The organism is Brevefilum fermentans, from assembly GCF_900184705.1.
GTDB classification, from domain to species: domain Bacteria; phylum Chloroflexota; class Anaerolineae; order Anaerolineales; family Anaerolineaceae; genus Brevifilum; species Brevifilum fermentans.
The window spans coordinates 34,207-52,265 of sequence record NZ_LT859958.1 but is presented as its reverse complement, the minus strand read 5'-3'; the positions used below and the strand labels follow the sequence as shown (position 1 = coordinate 52,265).

General features: G+C 51.7%; 14 protein-coding genes and 1 tRNA gene. 3 read left to right on the top strand and 12 right to left on the bottom strand.

Features of this window, described 5'->3' with window-relative positions; genetic code table 11:
* Window positions 1-85 precede the first annotated feature (85 nt).
* Window positions 86-3,079: a glycine--tRNA ligase subunit beta gene (gene glyS, locus CFX1CAM_RS00220; RefSeq protein WP_162287637.1), complete on the bottom strand. Its 2,994-nt coding sequence runs from the start codon at window positions 3,077-3,079 to the stop codon at window positions 86-88.
* A 16-nt stretch (window positions 3,080-3,095) separates the two neighbouring features.
* On the opposite strand from glyS, the gene CFX1CAM_RS11665 reads away from it, so the two are divergent.
* On the top strand, window positions 3,096-3,230 hold the full coding sequence (locus tag CFX1CAM_RS11665; RefSeq protein WP_269457037.1) for a hypothetical protein: 135 nt from the start codon (window positions 3,096-3,098) through the stop codon (window positions 3,228-3,230).
* Between the two features lie 32 nt (window positions 3,231-3,262).
* On the opposite strand, the gene recO is transcribed toward CFX1CAM_RS11665, so the two are convergent.
* From recO to CFX1CAM_RS00165, 11 genes are all read right to left on the bottom strand, one after another.
* Window positions 3,263-4,036, bottom strand: a complete 774-nt coding sequence (gene recO, locus CFX1CAM_RS00215) for a DNA repair protein RecO (protein ID WP_087861068.1) — start codon at window positions 4,034-4,036, stop codon at window positions 3,263-3,265.
* Between the two features lie 78 nt (window positions 4,037-4,114).
* Window positions 4,115-4,534, bottom strand: coding sequence for a cytidine deaminase (gene cdd, locus CFX1CAM_RS00210; RefSeq protein WP_087861067.1), 420 nt, complete (start codon window positions 4,532-4,534; stop codon window positions 4,115-4,117).
* Window positions 4,515-5,792: a hemolysin family protein gene (locus CFX1CAM_RS00205; RefSeq protein WP_087861066.1), complete on the bottom strand. Its 1,278-nt coding sequence runs from the start codon at window positions 5,790-5,792 to the stop codon at window positions 4,515-4,517. Before CFX1CAM_RS00205 ends, cdd begins: the two co-directional genes overlap by 20 nt.
* Window positions 5,782-7,137, bottom strand: coding sequence for a bifunctional UDP-N-acetylglucosamine diphosphorylase/glucosamine-1-phosphate N-acetyltransferase GlmU (glmU, locus tag CFX1CAM_RS00200; protein ID WP_087861065.1), 1,356 nt, complete (start codon window positions 7,135-7,137; stop codon window positions 5,782-5,784). Before glmU ends, CFX1CAM_RS00205 begins: the two co-directional genes overlap by 11 nt.
* 164 nt (window positions 7,138-7,301) lie before the next feature.
* A tRNA-Gln gene (locus tag CFX1CAM_RS00195) sits at window positions 7,302-7,375 on the bottom strand.
* 171 nt (window positions 7,376-7,546) lie between these two features.
* Complete coding sequence (locus CFX1CAM_RS00190) at window positions 7,547-7,729, bottom strand: hypothetical protein (RefSeq protein ID WP_162287636.1); 183 nt, start codon at window positions 7,727-7,729, stop codon at window positions 7,547-7,549.
* A gap of 44 nt (window positions 7,730-7,773) precedes the next feature.
* A complete protein-coding gene (locus CFX1CAM_RS00185) occupies window positions 7,774-8,814 on the bottom strand; it encodes an ABC transporter ATP-binding protein (protein WP_087861063.1) in 1,041 nt (346 codons plus the stop codon).
* Window positions 8,815-8,826: 12 nt separating this feature from the next.
* The gene (locus tag CFX1CAM_RS00180; protein WP_087861062.1) at window positions 8,827-9,786 is read right to left on the bottom strand and encodes an ABC transporter ATP-binding protein; all 960 of its coding nucleotides are present in this window, start codon (window positions 9,784-9,786) and stop codon (window positions 8,827-8,829) included.
* Between the two features lie 5 nt (window positions 9,787-9,791).
* Window positions 9,792-11,132 carry an ABC transporter permease gene (locus CFX1CAM_RS00175; protein ID WP_087861061.1) on the bottom strand — a complete coding sequence of 447 codons (1,341 nt, stop codon included), beginning with the start codon at window positions 11,130-11,132 and terminating at the stop codon, window positions 9,792-9,794.
* Window positions 11,129-12,271, bottom strand: coding sequence for an ABC transporter permease (locus CFX1CAM_RS00170; RefSeq protein WP_087861060.1), 1,143 nt, complete (start codon window positions 12,269-12,271; stop codon window positions 11,129-11,131). The genes CFX1CAM_RS00175 and CFX1CAM_RS00170 overlap by 4 nt, the downstream gene beginning before the upstream one ends.
* A 99-nt stretch (window positions 12,272-12,370) precedes the next feature.
* Window positions 12,371-15,025: an ABC transporter substrate-binding protein gene (locus CFX1CAM_RS00165; protein WP_087861059.1), complete on the bottom strand. Its 2,655-nt coding sequence runs from the start codon at window positions 15,023-15,025 to the stop codon at window positions 12,371-12,373.
* An 848-nt stretch (window positions 15,026-15,873) separates the two neighbouring features.
* Here CFX1CAM_RS00165 and CFX1CAM_RS00160 point away from each other — a divergent pair.
* Window positions 15,874-17,007, top strand: a complete 1,134-nt coding sequence (locus tag CFX1CAM_RS00160; RefSeq protein ID WP_157891612.1) for an amidohydrolase family protein — start codon at window positions 15,874-15,876, stop codon at window positions 17,005-17,007.
* An 88-nt stretch (window positions 17,008-17,095) separates the two neighbouring features.
* Window positions 17,096-18,016, top strand: coding sequence for a radical SAM protein (locus tag CFX1CAM_RS00155; RefSeq protein WP_087861057.1), 921 nt, complete (start codon window positions 17,096-17,098; stop codon window positions 18,014-18,016).
* Window positions 18,017-18,059: the final 43 nt, after the last annotated feature.

The window sequence follows — 18,059 nt, the reverse complement described above, 5'->3', positions numbered from 1 at the left end:
GGCTGAGAAATGCTAATCCGCCCTTCTTGCCAGATTTCGCCTTCAAGTCACGACCAGCCTGCTGATCGCATCACCCTGCTTGTCTTTAAAACCCTTCCAGGTAGCTGAGATTTGCGATGCCTTTAGCCAGACCAGCAATGCGCTGCATCAGCGCCAATCGGTTCTGACGCACGGTCACATCCTCCGCCATCACCAGCACTTCGTCAAAGAAGCGGTTGATGGTAGGCACCATAACCGTGATAGCACCCAGGAAAGCATCCACCGAATCGGAGCCCTGCAAGCTTGCTTCTGCCCGGTTGAGCTCGGCAAACAGTGAGCGCTCAGCTTGTGTTTCAAAGCGAGATGGATCGACCTGGTAGGTTTCATCAAGGCTGCGGATGATGCGCACACAGCGGCTGAACGCCGGCAGGATGGTCATCCAATCTTCGCGCGTAACCCAAACGCTGAGTTCCTTCACGCCCTGCAGGGTTGCGTAGGGGTCTGTGCCCTTTTCCGCCAGTACCGCATCGACCACATCGTGAGGGTGACCCATCTCCAGCAGCATCACCTGCAACCGCCGCTGGACAAAATCCAAACAGGCGTCTACATCCTCTTCAGCTACGGGAACCGGCAGCTCGTTGGCTGCCGCTTCCAGCCCCCAGCGCAGGTCAAACGGGGACTGCCAGGCGATCAAATTCTGACAAATGCCCAGCGCTGCCCGTCGTTGAGCGAAGGGGTCTTTCGTCCCGGAGGGTGGTAGATTAACCGCAAACAAGCCCATCAGCGTATCCAACCGGTCTGCCAATCCAATCACCAGGCCCGGCATGGTTTTGGGCTGTAAATCATCGTCAAAGCGGGGCAGGTAGTGTTCAAAGATCGCCTCAGCCACAGCCGGGTTTTCATCGCTGTGCAACGCGTAATACCTGCCCATCACGCCCTGCAGGGAGGTCATCTCAACCACCATATCCGTCGCCAGGTCCGCTTTGGATAGCAAGGCTGCCCGCAGGGTGGTCTTCATTTCTAATTCGGTCAGACCAAGCCGCTCTCCCACCAAATTCGCCAGTTTGATCAAACGCTGGGTTTTATCGTAAAACGAACCCAGTTGCTCCTGGAAAGTGAGGGTGGTCAACCGTTTTACAAAGGATTCCAGCGGTTGCTCAAGATCCTTTCGGATGAAAAACTGGGCATCGACAAAGCGCGCCAGGATCACCTGTTGATTGCCATCGGCAACCACAGCGGGGTCCTCCTGAATGCCATTGCTGACAGCAATAAAATAGGGCATCAGGTCTCCCTGGTCATCTTCCACCACGATATACCGCTGATGCTTCTTCATCACAGTGGTCAAAACTTCGGGCGGTAAGGTTTCTAAAAATTCACGGTCAAATTCACCGCGCAGCGCATGTGGGCTTTCCACCATTTGGGTCACCTCAAGGATGATGTGTGGATCGTTCTGAATCCGTCCCCCCACTGCTGCTGCCAGCGCTTGAGCTTGCCTGCGGATTTCAGCTTCGCGCGCCTGCGGGTCGAGGATAATACCCTGACCTTCAATTTTTGCCAGGTATTCCTGGGGTGATGCGACCGAGAATTCCGGCTCGGCTGCCAACCGCAAACCGCGTGTGACCCGTCCGCTGGTAGAACCAGCATAGTTGAAGGGAACCACGGTTTCGCCGTGCAACGCCAGCAGCCAGCGAATCGGCCGCGAGAAAGACACCCCGGATTCATTCCAGCGCATCGACTTGGTGAAACGCAGCCCGGCGATCAAATTCGATAGGGCGCTTTCTAAAACCTGGTAAGCTGGCGCGCCCTGCTGGCTGACCTTTGCTGCAGCATAACGACCGCCATCGATCTCTTCCACCCTGAGCTGTCCCACATCAATGCCCTTGCTGCGGGCAAAGCCCATGGCAATCTGGGTTGGGTTACCATCGGCGTCAAAAGCCCGATCCGCGGGCGGACCTTTAATCACCAGGTCGAGATCGGTCTGGCGTGCTGCCAGGTCCTCCACCAAAACCACCAGGCGCCGGGGTGTGCCCATCACCCGCACTTGCCCATGTTTCAGGCGCAGATCCGCCAGCAGCGCCGGGACCTTCACCTCAAGCTGCGAAAGCGCACCCGAGAGATCCGCTGCGGGAAGTTCTTCGGTTCCGATTTCAAACAAAAAGGTGGCTTTTTCAGTCGCAATTTCAACCCCTACCTCTGCAACGGGCTCCGCTTTGGGGGTGGATTGATCCAGCCAGGGAAACCCTGCCTGTTTACGCTGTTCATAGTAGGCTTTTGCCACCCGGCGTGCCAGGTCGCGAGTGCGAGCAAATAACGCCTGGCGTTCTGTCACACCCACTGCGCCGCGTGTATCGAGGATGTTAAACGTATGTGATGTTTTCAGCACATAATCGTGGGCAGGCAGCACCAGACCCGCTTCGATGGCTCGGATCGCCTCGCTCTCAAACAAATCATACATCTGGCGCATGCTGTCCACATCAGCCACATCAAAATAATAGGTGCTGTGTTCGCGCTCACCCATCAGGTTGACGTCGCCGTTGGTGCGATCGGAATTCCATTGAATATCCTTAAAATGCCGCACACCCTGCAGCGTCATCGCAATGCGTTCCAGCCCATAGGTAATTTCCACCGATACAGGATCCAGATCAAAACCGCCACATTGTTGAAAGTAAGTAAACTGGGTGATCTCAACGCCATCCAGCCAAACCTCCCAGCCCAATCCCCAGGCGCCGATCGCTGGCTGCTGCCAGTTATCTTCAACAAAGCGGATGTCGTGTCGGGCAGGGTTAATGCCGATGGCTTGCAGAGAATCCAGGTAAATCTCCTGCGGGTTGCCCGGATCGGGCTTGAGGATCACCTGGAACTGGTAGAACTGCTGCAGCCGATTGGGGTTGTCGCCATAGCGCCCATCATCCGGGCGGATTGAAGGCTCAACATAAGCTACATTCCAGGGTTCAGGACCTAAAACTCGCAAAAAAGTAGCCGGGTTCATCGTCCCCGCCCCAACCTGGGTGTAATAGGGCTGCCAGAGCAGGCAGCCTCTATCTGCCCAAAAATTCTGCAGCTTCATGATAATCGATTGGAAATGGATGGATTCCTTCATAAGATGTCTAACTCCAGTGGTTTTCCCACGATACCAGGATACAGCCCTGATCGATGTTAAAATTAACCCCATTATTATACCATCTGAAAGCGATATCTATTCAGACACCGTGGGCGATCATGGGGATGCCCGACAGGCTCGCCAGGCGTAATGGGAAGTAAACAAAACCCCTAAGCGCCAGTTTTATGTCTCATCATTTGTCCCCTGGATTTTTCGTATAAATTCTGGCGTGTTCAAATGGCTTTCGAGTAAATAGGAAAAATACGCCTCTGTCAGGGTGGACATTGCTTGATTGATCTCACCAGGGATCACAACCTGGGCGATAGACTGCCAATCTGAACGTTGCAAATGGCGCAGGTAGCGTAAAACATCGGTCTCAATCGGCCAGGCTTCTGTGCGACTTCGCCCGCAGGTCGGGCAGACCACCCCGCCACCCAGCGGTGAGAAAAATTGATCCTGCGCGCGGATCTCAGCGCTACAATCGATGCAATTAAATAATTGCGGTCGGTAGCCCAATAATTCCAGCAGGCGGAGTTCGTAATAGCGCACGGCAGTTTCCAGGTTTTCCTGGGCTTCCAAACGTTCCAGAGTTTGCGACAGCAGTCGGAACAGAGCGGGGTTCGGACCCTCCTCATAGGTGAAGCGATCCAGCAACTCCACCACATAAGATGCCAGTGACATTCGGTGCAAATCTGCCCTTAATCCCGACATGGACTTGAGGGATTCAGCCTGGGTGATGATGTCCAGATCGCGTCCGCTGGCGAGGAATAAATGCACCTGGCTGAAGGGCTCTAAATGTCCGGCTTTACGAGAACTGATCCTGCGGACCCCTTTGGCGATGGCAGAGATTTTGCCTTTTTCCAGCGTAAACAGCCTTAAGATTCGGTCTGCTTCGCCGAATTCGTAATGTCTCAACACAATCGCCCGGGTTTGATACGTGCGGCTTTCTCTGGTCATCACACCTCACCAGGATGAAATAGAAAAAACGCGCCTGCTGGCAATCCAACACGCGCGCAACATTTGGCATTTGGCATATCAGTCCCTGGCGGCATCCAGGTCCGCCTCACCAAAGGCATGAGGCAGCAGGTCAGCCACCGTCAACTCGTGCAAGAGGTTGCCCTGCAGGTCTGCGATCAACACAACCGTATCGAGACCGAACTCAGCCAGCACCTGCCGACAAGCGCCGCAGGGCGTGCCTCCATTCCTGGTGACAACGGCGATGGCGCGAAAAGACCGCTCCCCTTCAGACACCGCTTTAAAGACTGCCACCCGCTCTGCGCATACTGTCAGCGGGTAAACTGCATTTTCAATATTGACTCCGTCATAGATCTTGCCGGTGTCAGTTAGCAGTGCAGCGCCAACAGCATACGTTGAATAAGGTGCGTAAGCGCGTTGCCAGGCATCCTGCGCTTTTTGAATTAATAGGCTGCGAAATTCATCCGTTAACATTTTCATGATCCTGTTTTATGCTCTCTGTGAGGTGCTTTTTTGCGCGCACCTTGACGATCCTGCGCCCGTCCACCTGCTCGACAATCAAGGTCAGGTTGTCAAAAATTAAATGCTCGCCGCCGGTGGGCACATCTCCGATCTCACTGTAAATGAAACCGCCGATGGTATCTGCTTTGTCTGTATCGATATCTGTTCCCATCACCTCGTTGAAAACATCTAAATCAACTCGACCCTGAAACACATATTCATCTTCACCAACCTGCAAATAGGGCATTTCTTCGCTCTCATCATATTCGTCACGGATCTCGCCGATGATCTCTTCAACAATATCCTCCAGGGTGACCACGCCAGCCACCCCACCGTACTCATCGACCACAATGGCCATATGCATGCTGCGCGCTTGCATATCAGCCAGGACCTCATCAACCTTTTTTGATTCTGGAACGAAATAAGCCAGCCTGAGCATATCTCGATGGTCCGAGATTAGGTCATCATCCTGCTGCAAACTCAGTAAGTCCTTGGCATACAGCAAGCCAACCACGTTATCCACGGTTTCTTCATACACCGGCACCCGCGAATGCCCGCCCTGGATAAATGCCGTGCGTGCTTCTCCCAGGGTGCTGTCAATATCCAGGGTGATCAAATCGATGCGCGGCACCATGATCTCCTTCGCCAGGGTATCCCCAAATTGAAAGATGGAGTAGATCATTTCCCGCTCGCCCTTTTCCAATGAACCTTCATGCTGACCGACCTCAACCCATTCTTTCAAGTCTTCCTCGGTCATCGATGCCAGGGCAACCCGTTTGGCATTCGGCCCAAGGATAGCCAGGATAACCGACGACAGGGGGTAAAACAGGGCTTTTAATACGATGGCGAACCCTCTGAAACGAAGCGCATTCTCTTCTGCGTTTTTCATTATTTGAGCTTTAACAAAATACTCAAGAATAACCACCAGGATCATGCCGATGAGAAAATATGCAACCAACCACCCAAGGCTGAGGTCGGGCAGGGCTGAGCGAAAAATATCCACCCAAAAGCATGCCAGTGCAAAATGCAGCAAGGTCTGGGCAAAATTTAATCCCACGTGCAAACGCGAATCTTCAGCCAGGTTCACGGTCATCTCAACTGTTTTCTCACGCCCTTCGCGCAGGTTTAACAGGAATGGCAACCTGACATGGGTATAACTGGCTTTAATCACAACGACCAGCAAGTTGAGGAGCACACTGATGGTCAACAGAATCCACAACAACAGGCTATTTGTCACTTCTCTCCAATTTTCGAATTATTCTTGCTGGAACACCGATTACCAACGTGTCTTCGGGGACGTCATGGGTTACCACCGAGCCTGCCCCGGTGATGCTGCGAGCGCCGATTTTCACCGGCGCGACCAGCATGGTATCGCTGCCAATAAACACCTCATCGCCAATTTCAGTTGGATTTTTTACTTCACCATCAAAATTGCAGGTGATGGTCCCCGCACCAATATTGACGTTTTTGCCAATTTTCGCATCGCCGATATAGGAAAAGTGTCCCATCCTGGTACCCGGTCCTAAATAAGAAGCCTTGACCTCGCCAAAATTACCCAAATGGACGCCCTCATCAAGGACTGCACCCTTACGCAGGTGACAATATGGGCCCATGGTGACGTGATCGCGCACTTCAGCGTGTTCAAGCACGGATGCCAGCACGTGCACATGGTTGCCAACCATTGAATTAATCACGGTTGTATCGGGTCCAATTTGACAATCCTCGCCAATAACCGTATCGTCGCGCAGATAGGTGTTGGGCAGGATGACCGTGTCGCGCCCAATGTGCACCCCGGCTTCGATATAGGTGCGCTCCGGGTCAATGATGGTCACGCCTGCCAGCATCCAGCCTTCATTGATGCGTTTCTGTAATACTTTTTCAGCCTCCGCCAGGTGGACGCGGGTGTTCAAGCCAATGGCTTCCTCTGGATCGTCCAGCACCAGCGATGCTACCCGAAAACCCTCTGAAACCGCCAGGCTGACCACATCTGTCAGGTAATATTCGCCTTTAGGTGAGGCGGGGATGCGCGTTAGGGTTGTCCAGAGCCAAGCGGCATCAAAGCAATAAGCGCTGACGTTGTACTCACGAATAGCCAGTTGTTCCGGGGTGGCGTCTGCCTGTTCAACGATCCCAACGACGTTCCCCTGATCATCTCGCATGACCCGTCCAAAGCCGCGCGCCTCATCACCGATGATGCTGGTCATCGTTACCGGGCTTTTTGAAGATCGGTGCAGATCAATTAATTGCCTCAGAGATTCGTTTCGCAATAAGGGCATATCTCCAAAAGTCACCAGCAGTGTATCCGCTTTTGATTGCAGTAAAGGCTGAGCCATCAGCACGGCGTGCCCTGTACCTAATTGCTCTGCCTGGAGGGCATATTCAGCGATATCTCCCACCGTGGCTCTGACCTGATCAGCGCCGTGTCCGACAACCAGCACAGGTGCCCGGTCTACCAAACCTTTCACAGCTTGCAAAGCATGCCAAATCAGGGGTTTTCCTCCCAGGGGGTGCAGCACTTTAGGGAGTTTTGAGCGCATACGGGTGCCTTCACCCGCAGCCAGGATAATGGAAGCTATTGTCATCAGCGCGCATCCTTTATTGCTTTGAAATTTACGGGGGCTGGCAAGCAAAAGCCACCCTGATTAAAGACCAGCATTCGGGAGGGGCAGTCCTTATTTGGGGCTGCCTTTCTCGCAATGGGTCTATCAGGGTTGGATTCTTGATCAGTCAAAGTTTGTCTTCAAAATGGCCGGGGCACCAGGATTCGAACCTGGATCAACGGATTCAAAGTCCGCTGTGCTGCCATTGCACCATGCCCCAGAATTGTAGCCATGATTCTAACACATTTTTAGTGGATGTCCAACCAGCGCAGAAAGTCAATTATTTTAACCGCAGCCGTTTCTCAAGCCGCGATGGATTTTTATTTGTTTTGGAATTAAAGAACGAGGTTGATTAAAATATTAATCAACCTCGTTATGCTCGTTAATGGATTTACTTGAATTGGTCTTTAAATTTTTGTTTTGCCCGCTCAACCCTGACCATGGTAACCATTCCAATGAAACCGATCAATAGCCCTGCTACCGACAAGCCATAGGTCAAAAAGTTCAGAAAGAACGATGACTGCAAAATTTGCAGCACCATCAATAAAGGCAGGATCACACTTATCAGCATCATACTGCCACCCAGCAGGATTATCTTCCAGGGTTGCCATTTAATCATCATCTATACAGCCAGCAAGCCACCATTTGACCTGGTTTCGGCGTGAAGTGCGGCGGCTCTTCAAATTCGCACAGTCCATGGATTATTTTCGGGCAGCGGGGGTGGAACCGGCAACCTTGGGGAGGATTGACCAAGCTGGGCGGTTCTCCGGGCGGCACATCGCGAAAACGGGTGGCATTTTCAGCATCCGGGTCGGATGTGGCTTCCATCAAAGCCTGCGAGTAGGGGTGAAGCGGGTCGTGCACGATGGCGTCAATCATGGTTTTCTCAACAGCCTGTCCGGCATACATCACAAATACACGCTCTGAGAAGTACCGTACTGTGGAAAGGTCATGCGTGATGTAAATCACCGCCAGATGGTGCCTTTCCTGCAGAGATTGCATCAGTCGCAGAATTTCAACCCGGACAGACGCATCCAGCATCGAGACCGGTTCATCCGCCACGATCAATTTGGGTTCGAGCATCATCGCGCGAGCCAGTACAACCCGCTGTTGCTGCCCGCCGCTGAGCATATGGGGGAACTTCTCTAAAAAGTCTTCTGGCGGGCTCATTTTCACTTCTTCCATGATCTTGAAAATTCTTTCGCGCCGCTCTTCTTTACTTTTTATGCCGTTAATGATCATCGGTTCAGCAAGAATGGTTTGAACGTTCATAAATGGGGGCAGTGCGCCGTAGGGGTCCTGCTGTACATAACCCACATTAGAACGAAAGGCTCGCATTTCTGAAGCCTTAAGTTTGCTCAGAGACTGACCTTCAAAGATGATGTCACCCGCCGTAGGCGGGTATAGCCCTAGGATGCTTTTCATCAGGGTTGTTTTTCCACAACCGCTTTCGCCCACGATTGCGATCGTTTCGCCATAGTGCAGATCAAAATTGACTCCATCGACTGCGTGAACATAGCCAGAAATGCCAAATCCAAATCGACGCAGCTCAAACCAGACCTTCAGGTCCTGCACAGAGAGCAAAACCTCATCTTTACGATTGGTCTTTTGCGTTCCTACCGCCACCCCCCCCTGGAATTCTTTCAATACTTTATCCATTATCGTTTCTCCTTATTTCACATGCAGCCAGCATTTAACCGTGCGACCTTCGATATTAACGGTCGGGGGATCTTCAACGCAAGGCTCAAAACGAGAAGGACAGCGTTCATAAAAACGGCAGCTTGTCGGTGGGTTGAGCAAGCTGGGCGGCTGACCGGTAATAAAGTCAGGTTCCTGACGGGCTCTGAGCCGCGGGACGCTGTTCATCAATTTGATTGAATAAGGATGCAGCGGCGCAGCGAAAAAGCGGTGGGCATCTCCGGTTTCCACGATCTGCCCGGCATACATCACAGCCACATCATCTGCCAGCTCACTGGAGGTCGCAATATCATGGGTGATGAGGATGAAGCTCATGCCCAGCTCCTTTTTAATCCTCTTAAGCACGTTGAAGATATTTGCCTGTGTGAGCACATCCAGAGCCGAGGTCGGTTCGTCTAAGATGATCAACTCGGGCAGCGAAACTAACGACATGGCAATCGCCACACGTTGACGCATACCGCCGCTCAACTCAAAGGCATAGCGGCTAAGAAAATCAAGGGGAACGCCCACATGCTGGAACATGGTCTTCGCCTGCTCCATGGCGACACTTTTGCTCATGTCATTGTGGATCATCGCGGGTTCAGCCACCTGGTCGCCCACTTTCAAAACAGGGTTGAGCGAGTTCATGGCGGCTTGCGGCACCATCGACATCTTTACCCAGCGCATCTTAAGGCGGTATTCCTCTTCCTTCAGTGCCATGGTGTCTAATCCGTTTAACAAAATCTTTCCGGAATAGGTATCCACATTCTTCGGCAGCAAGCGCAAGATCGCTCGAGCCATCGAAGTCTTGCCACAACCCGATTCGCCCACAATTACCACGGCACGGTTGCGACCTAAATCAAAGTCAACCCCATCCACCGCGCGAACAACGCCCTTGGTGGTGCGGAAAAACAGCCGCAAATCTCTTACACTTAATACTGTATCAGCAGACATTGATCTTATACCTCCCTCAATTTGGGATTAAAGATGCGGTCGAGCGCAAAACCGATCATCGCAAAACTTAAACCAGTGACCATCAACAGGACCGCTGGCTGTAAAACCCAGTAATAATACCCGTTGTAGAGGGCGCCTTGCATCTGGGCATCGTTGATGACCTTCCCCCAAGTGGGTAAGATTGGGTCGCCCAGACCCAGCACCGCTAAGGAAGCTTCCAAGAAGACATACGACGGAATCGCACTGACCAATCCAGGGATCAGGATGGGGATGATACGGGGCACCAGGTAGCGATTGATGATACGCCAGTTACCTGCACCATAGGAACGGGCAGCTTCAATATAGGCGGCTTCTTTAATTTGCAGGAAGATGGCACGGAAATTCTTGATGCCAGCGCCAAACAGGCTGATCAAAATTACCACCCACAACATCGTCCAGATACTACGACTGTAGAACACACCCACCATAATCAGGATTGGCAAGAAAGGCAAAAGCATATAGATCTCAGTGATGCGCTGAATGATCTCATCAGTCAAACCGCCGAACCACACACCAATCGCGGCGATAAACATGGTGGTGAAAGTTGTTCCAATTGCGGCTAAAAACCCAAAGGAAAGGGCGATCGGCGCACCCCATAACAGGGGCAGCATCAGGTCGCGTCGGCGATGGTCGGTGCCAGCCAACCCGTGCACCTGCCCAAAGCTGACAAATTTGGCTTCGATGTCCGAGCCTTCCTCAAACACAATCGTATCTACGTGCAGCTCGTAGGTGCCCTTCTGCACCTTATAAGGTTCTACATCGGGTACTCGCAGCAAACCAATCCGTGGAAGAACTCCGTCCAGCTTACGAACCAGCTTGTCTTGCAGATCAAAACGGACGACTTCATGATGCTTGGCCGTGATATCAGCAACTTTGATCTTTTCGCCATCTGGTGTAAACCAGGTCAAGGTGACAAAAGGAGATTTTTCTTTATAAATTGAAGACAATATCACTTGCAGTTCCTGTGGGAAACCATCATATGGATAATCGAACTTAAACACCATCTGAATGTCCCACATGTCAGCGGCAACTTCAGTGACCGTTTTTTCAACCTCGTCCTCGGGGTTGGTGCTGTCGATTAAGATCGTTTCCGAGTATTTTTTTGTCCGGAACCAGTTAACATATGTTGGGCGAGCATTCTTTGGCGCCGTACCCTGGATTTCTTCGCTTCCTCGCCATTCGTAAATGGCATCGCGATAGGGGATGGCAATCACAACATAAATCGCCAATGCAACCAGGAGGATGATCATAATCGAGCCAAAAATGGCAGAGGGGAATTGTTTAATGTTGTCGATGAAACTCTTCATGCTTTCGGCCCTCCACTTCCCATACGCACACGGGGGTCAACCAGTGCGTAAATAAAATCTAAGATAAAGACCGTAATGGCCAGTAAATAAGCGTAGATCACATTCGATCCAATAATTACCGGCGTATCAAATGTCTGTACACCCCGGTAGAGCATGCGTCCCAAACCGGGCCAGTTGAAAATCGTCTCGGTGAGGAGAGCGCCCTGCCACAGACCGATCAACATTAAAGCGAAGCTGGTAATAATGTTGGGCAATGTTGGACGCAGGATATAACGCCGTTCGACATCTCGTGCCGATAGTCCCTTGGCTCGCGCCAGTTCAACATAGTCTTCCATTGAAAAGATCAGGAAGAATGTCCGCTCGGAGTACACACTGGCAAAAAAGCCGCTGATCAGCCAGGCGGCGACAGGCAAAACAAGGTGACGCCCCAGGCTGAGCGCATACTTGATGGGGTCTTCCGGGGGTGGCGCATCGACCATACCACCAAAAGGCAGCCAGCCTAAAAGCGCAGCAAAAATCAGCAGTAAGAAGATGCCATAAAACCAGGGCGGCGCCGAGGAAGTGGGGGAGAGCGCAATCACCAGCTTATCAACGAAACTGCCATAATTTCTGGATAAGAACAATGCGAAGACAAGACTTAAAAAGAACAGACTGAAACTGGCGATTGACATGAATAATAAAGTCGGAGGCAAACGTTCTAAAATGATCAGGCGCACACTTGCTGAGCCACTATCACTGGTCAGGTGTTGTGCCCGTCCAAGATTCAATGTCATGGCGTTGTACAAAAAGCGAAAGCTTCTTGTGATAAAGGGTTTATCTAAACCCAGCCGATGTTCTTCGACCGCCACCAGCTCATTAATCAATTGTTGGCGTTCCTCTGGAGGTCGTCGTCTGAGCTCCGGGTCCATACTGACCTGCAAACCAATGCCATCCCGAATCTGGGCTTTCATGATCTGGTCAACATAACCGCCCATATTGGCAATTAAAATCACCAGATACATCCCAATCAACACCGCCAAAAAGAGGGAAAAGAATTTTCCTACGGTATAGCGAAGCAGTCTTAGTGCTGCATTTGATTTCTTTTTCAATGTTTCTGCCGGCGGTGCAATTTCTTCAGATGAATAAGTGGTATCTGTCATAGCGTATCTCGCTTTCGTCAAACAGATCAATAAATTAAGGATACTGGGGGCGTGGCGTACACCGCGCCCCCAGTAATCATAGGCTAAAAAACTTGTTTACTAGTCAACGGTCACGAATGTGAGCCCATCAGAAACAGGAACTGCCACAAGCTTGGAAACAACCACAACCTCAAGCGAGTTGGAGCCTGCTGACAGGGCGCCGGTGATCTCAGGTGTCAGAACAATCTCGAAGAGACCGTCTTCTTTGCCAACAGCCTTACCCACATGGGCAATCTGGTTATTGGCATCGACCACCAGGAAGTTCACGGTTTCGATATCTTCCAGGGCATAGGGTGCACCCTCAAAGGTCACTGTAACTTCGTAAACCTCTTCGTCACCAATGGTCACGCGTGCGGAGCCATCAACTTCAACGACCGGGATGGGCGCATTCGCAAAGCGGTTCCAGCGGGAAGCCAGATCCGGGAAGAAGGGGTTGTTATTCAGGATAACGGTACCCTCAACCGGGAAGGCGCGCTGCAGGTAGTAAGGACCGGTGCCAAGCCAGAAGTGCCCGTAACGGCGGAACCATTCGGTCAGGTTAGCAAGACGTTCAGCAACCTCAGCCTCATCAACAAACTGGCTGAAGATCGGTTCGTAAGGCATGCCGCCTTCTTCCGTCCATTGGTCTAACTTGGCTTTCATGATCTCAACCGTGGGACCAGCGATGTAGCTCAGGCGATCCACATCCAGCTCAGCAGATTTTGCCTGTGAGAAGACCGCTTCGTGGTCGGCTTCAGCCAAAATGCCAAGGTAGAGGTTGTGCCAGGCGCCAGGACCCTGGTCGTAATAGGGCCACCAGGTGTTCACGTTCAATTCAGCATCCTGGTAGTAAACATCGGAATAGGTCTCGATGACCAGTGGATCGGTAGACACGATCTTAACGCCCTTGAATGAGCCCAAGAACGAACGTAATGTCGGGGCAGCCGCTGCATCATAGATGGCGCTGTCTGCTTTACCACGATCAAAGGTCAGGATGATACCCATCAGGATGTCACCCACAGAGAACGGGCTGCCATCGTGCCACTTGACCACATCAAACAGGTCTTCCTGGTAGTAGGCAACGCTCTTGCGCAGAGCGGTGACGGGTCCGGGGATTTCAACTTCCTCACCCTCTTCAGCTTCTGCGGCTGCAGCTTCAGCAGCTTCAACAGCAGCAGCGTGCTTTTCACCAACGGTGATGAAGCGCATTTCAACGGGATCCCAGTCAGCCCAGGCATCCTCGGGAACGAGGATCTCAGGGGCGTAGGTCAGCTCAGCCCAATCCAAATTCTGGAAGACGGGCAGACCTTCTTCAACCACAACTTCGGCATGGGTAATGCGGTTCGGCAGGGCCAGACCGGTGAAGGGATCGGGATAGGTCGCCGATTCCGAGGTGCCACGGATCAGGGTCATATCATAAATCCAGTTGGAGCCAGCGATCGGGTTCCAGGGCTCGGTGAGAATGCTGGGCATCGCAATGGTCAGAGAACCGCCCTCTTCGCCAGCGCGCTGGATGGTCAGCGCCCATAAGTAGCCACCGCCAACGTTGCCGTACAGGTCAGCCGCAGCGGAGATGTTCTTCTGCTTGGGGGTGATGGATTTCTGGTCATACAGCCACAGGCGTGCAGAATCCTCCATTGCCAGATTAAGGGCTTTTTCAATCAGTTCTGCGCGTTCTTCGAGTGAGGTGAAGTCCTGGTAGGCAAGCTTTTCAGCAACATCGTAGAACTCGGGATCGTTTTCGTAGTTCATCCACAGGGGAGCCGGCAAGCCTAAATCGGTGTAGAAGAAGGCAAAGTTGTCACCCAGGTCACGTGGAATCACAGTGGTGATCCAGCCGCCGGTGTAGATGTGGAACAGGCCGTCATTCGGGTCGCCGCTGTACCAGATCGGTGATGCATCAGCAGCAGATTTGTAATCGCGGATTACAGTGAAGCCAATGTCCTCAAGCTGGTTGGAAACGTAGTCACCAATTTGCATACGCTCATCTTCAATGCGAATCAGGACGCTGATCTCGACGGGTTCACCTTCATAGGTCCACTTGCCGCCTTCCAGTTTCGCGCCCAGGGCTTCCATCTCTTCGCCAATGAGTTCAGCAGCCAGGTCTTTGTTGTAAGCGTACTTCAACTCGATAGCGCGGATTTCAGCAGCAAAGGCAGCCGCGTCATTGGAGGCGCTGTTGAAAGTGGTCCAGCGGGGTGTGCCCAAACCACCAACGATTTCCTGCACCATGTAATCGCGATCAATGAGCATGTTCATGGCTTCGCGAATTTTTGCCACGCCGAAGGGATTCAGTTTGCCATTTTCCCAAACGGGGCCAGTGGTGTTGAAGCTCAGCTCATTGTAGGAACCTGAGGAACCGTATGAATCGAGGTTGGGGGCAGCTTCGACTTTTGCAGCTGCTTCGGGGTTGGAAACAGTATAGACAAAGATGTCAATTTCCTCAACCTCAAGGCGGGTAATGGCGGCGTCGGTGTTGGGCTCTTCGATCACGATGATGGTATCGAACCAGCCACCCTTGCGGGTCGATTCCGCGACTTCGGGAACGACCTCAACCGGAACCTCGACCTCAACCGGAACCTCGACCGGAACCTCAACCTCAACCGTTTCGACAACGGTTTCGACAACGGTCTCAATGATTTTTTCAGGTTCAAGGACTGCAGCCGGTTCACACGCGGTCAAAACCATAGCCAGCGCCATAATAACAGCAATTACAGCTAACAGTTTCTTTTGCATTTTTTCTCCTTCTTAAAAAATTTCGTTTTATTAAAAGTCTAGTGGGTCAATTGATCAATCTTGGGTAAAACTTTGTTGATATCGTGCCGGGTGCCATCACCTCCTTTAATTCACTACATGGATCATTTGCAGACAAATGACTTAAAAAACTTGATTCACCTGCAATCATACCACAACTGGTAAATATCGTCACTTACTTGAATAAGTAATATAGCATACTTCCATTTTTCCGTCAAGAATTATTTCCGAAATCCAAACCTATCATATAAAGTTAAAATTGAATAAAAACACATTCTTTTTGCAAGATATTTGGTTATTCTATTTTAATTATTGATTATATTAACAGAAATCCTCAATATTCTTAAGAACTGCCTACGGAAAGTTGGTTTGGGGTGAATAGAGGCGGTAAACAGGTTGAACTTTGAAGTTGATTGAGCGCCTTCGCTCAGCCCCTTTCGCTTCGCTACAGGGGTTCCGCTGCGCTTCAGGGACGATGATGGCGAATGGTCCCACCCCACTTTGGACTCTGCGCAGGGATTGCCCAAAAAGTGACGCAAACTTGCAACTTGGACCCACACTCGGGCTTCGTTATTTTTCGCATGTGGCGCTTCACCGTCATGTATGATATTGATGGGTCAAATTTGACTTGATCTCCACTTCCATCCAATTAATATTTGACAAATTGCTGCCAAGTTTTTTATAATCGAGATGAGTGTGAATGAATGCTCCAAGCGGTCTGAAAAGCCAGAAATGATCCCACGCGGGTGCATAGCGATTGATATGCAAAGCTGCCCCGCTCATCAAAAGCTGGCAAAGATATTCTTTATTACAGGGATTGTGGAGGAATGATGTTCTTTAAACCGTTCAAAATCATTGATAGCCATATTCACTTCCCGCACCATTCCTACGGCGATCGATTAATGGCCATCCTGGCAGAAGTCGGGATCGAAAAATTGGCTGTGGTCTGTACTCCTGACGAAAAACGACTCAGTCTGGTACCGGATGCCCTGCATTTGAAGGGCAAATTCCCCGATCAGGTCTACCTGTTCGGCGGTCTGGATATCTCACCCCTGTTCATCACGCCGGACATCGCCGGTGAGGTCTTTGCCGATTATGTGGATGTGCTGTCTGAGCTGGGCGCGGACGGGATCAAGATGATCGAAGGGAAGGCTGAGATGCGCAAACGTTTGCCCATCCCCGATTTTGACAGCCCGGTTTACGCGCCGTATTGGGCGAAAATGGCTGAACGGCAAATCCCGCTGGTCTTCCATGTCAATGATCCGGAGGAATTCTGGGATGCTGAAAAAATTCCCGCCTGGGCGCGGGAGATGGGCTGGTATTACGGCGATGGCACCTTCATCGACAATGAAGCGCAGTACCGCCAGGTACTGAACGTCCTGGAGCGTCACCCGAACCTGAAAGTGACCTTTGCCCACTTTTTCTTCCTTTCAGCGCAACTGGATCGCCTGGCGGATTACCTTGACCGCTATCCCAACATGCACGTTGATCTCACCCCGGGCATTGAAATGTATTTTAATTTTGCAATTGATCCTCAAAAAACTCGCGATTTCTTTATTAAATACCAGGATCGCATGATCTACGGCACCGATATTGGCGCGCGGGCGCTCCTGGCGGATGCTGGAGGCGGCATCGAACCTGAAGAGAGCCTGGCGCGCATTGAGGTCGTTCGCGGCTTTTTGGAATATGAGGGACCGTTCCAGTTGACTCATGAGGGCTTTCTGTTTGGCGGCAAGGAAGCCTGGTTTTATGGTATCAAGTTACCCGATCCGGTTCTGGAGAAGATTTACCACCAGAATTTTGAACGCTTTGCAGGGAAGACACCCAAAGCATTAAATCCCGCTGCGATTCTTGAAGAATGCCAGCGCTTAGAAGCAATGATCAACGCTATGGCTGCTGTAACGCCCGGCATGCCTGGGGATACCAGCTCGGTAGCCGTGGTTCGAGATTTCTTTAGCCAATAACCGTGTAATCCACCTCGTTTTTCTGCAATCCCGGCGTTGTACATCACCTGGAAAACATTCTTTCAGGCACAGTATAATTGTGTTGACCATGGCTACCACCCGGCCGGCTTATTTAACCCTGCTTGAATCAGGAGAATTATTCCAGCGTGTCAGGAAAGCTCACGAGCACCTGGCATCCTGCGATGTCTGCCCGCTGCGCTGCGGTGTGAACCGTTTGACGGGTGAGCTGGGGATCTGTCAGACCGGCGTCCTGGCACAGGTGAGCAGTTACGGACCCCACCCGGGTGAAGAACGCCCACTCAGCGGATGGCGCGGCTCGGGAACGATCTTCTTTGCGCGCTGCAATTTGCGCTGTGTTTTCTGCCAGAATGCCGATATCAGCCAGCTTTCTGCCGGGCGTGAAGTCAACGCGGGTGAATTGGCGGAGCTGATGCTGGACTTGCAAAAGCGGGGCTGCCACAACATCAACCTGGTTTCACCCAGCCACGTGATTCCGCAAATCTTAGCAGCGATTGAGATTGCTGCAGGCAAGGGGCTGGAACTCCCAATTGTGTACAACACCGGCGGGTATGACTCCCTCGAGATGCTGGCTCTGCTGGAAGGCGTTATCGATATCTACATGCCGGATATGAAATACGCTGACCCGGACCTGGCTTTTAAATATTCCCGCGTTAAGGATTACCCACGCATCAATCAGGCTGCGGTTTTGGAGATGCAGCGTCAGGTGGGCGATTTACAGATCGACGAACGCGGCCTTGCCTGGCGGGGTTTGCTGGTACGGCACCTGGTGCTGCCGGAGGGTCTGGCCGGCAGTGAAGCGATCTTCAAGTTCCTGGCGGAAAAGGTCTCTAAAAATGTCTACCTCAATATCATGGCGCAGTACCGTCCGGCATTCAAAGTGCGGGGATTGCCGGGAAGCTATCCGGAATTAAACCGAACCATCCACCCGGGCGAGTACCAGGCTGCAATTAATGCGGCTAAAAAGCTTGGCTTGACTCGGTTAGATTAATAACCCCAAAGCAAAGCGGGAACTTTTACCGTTCCCTGATTCC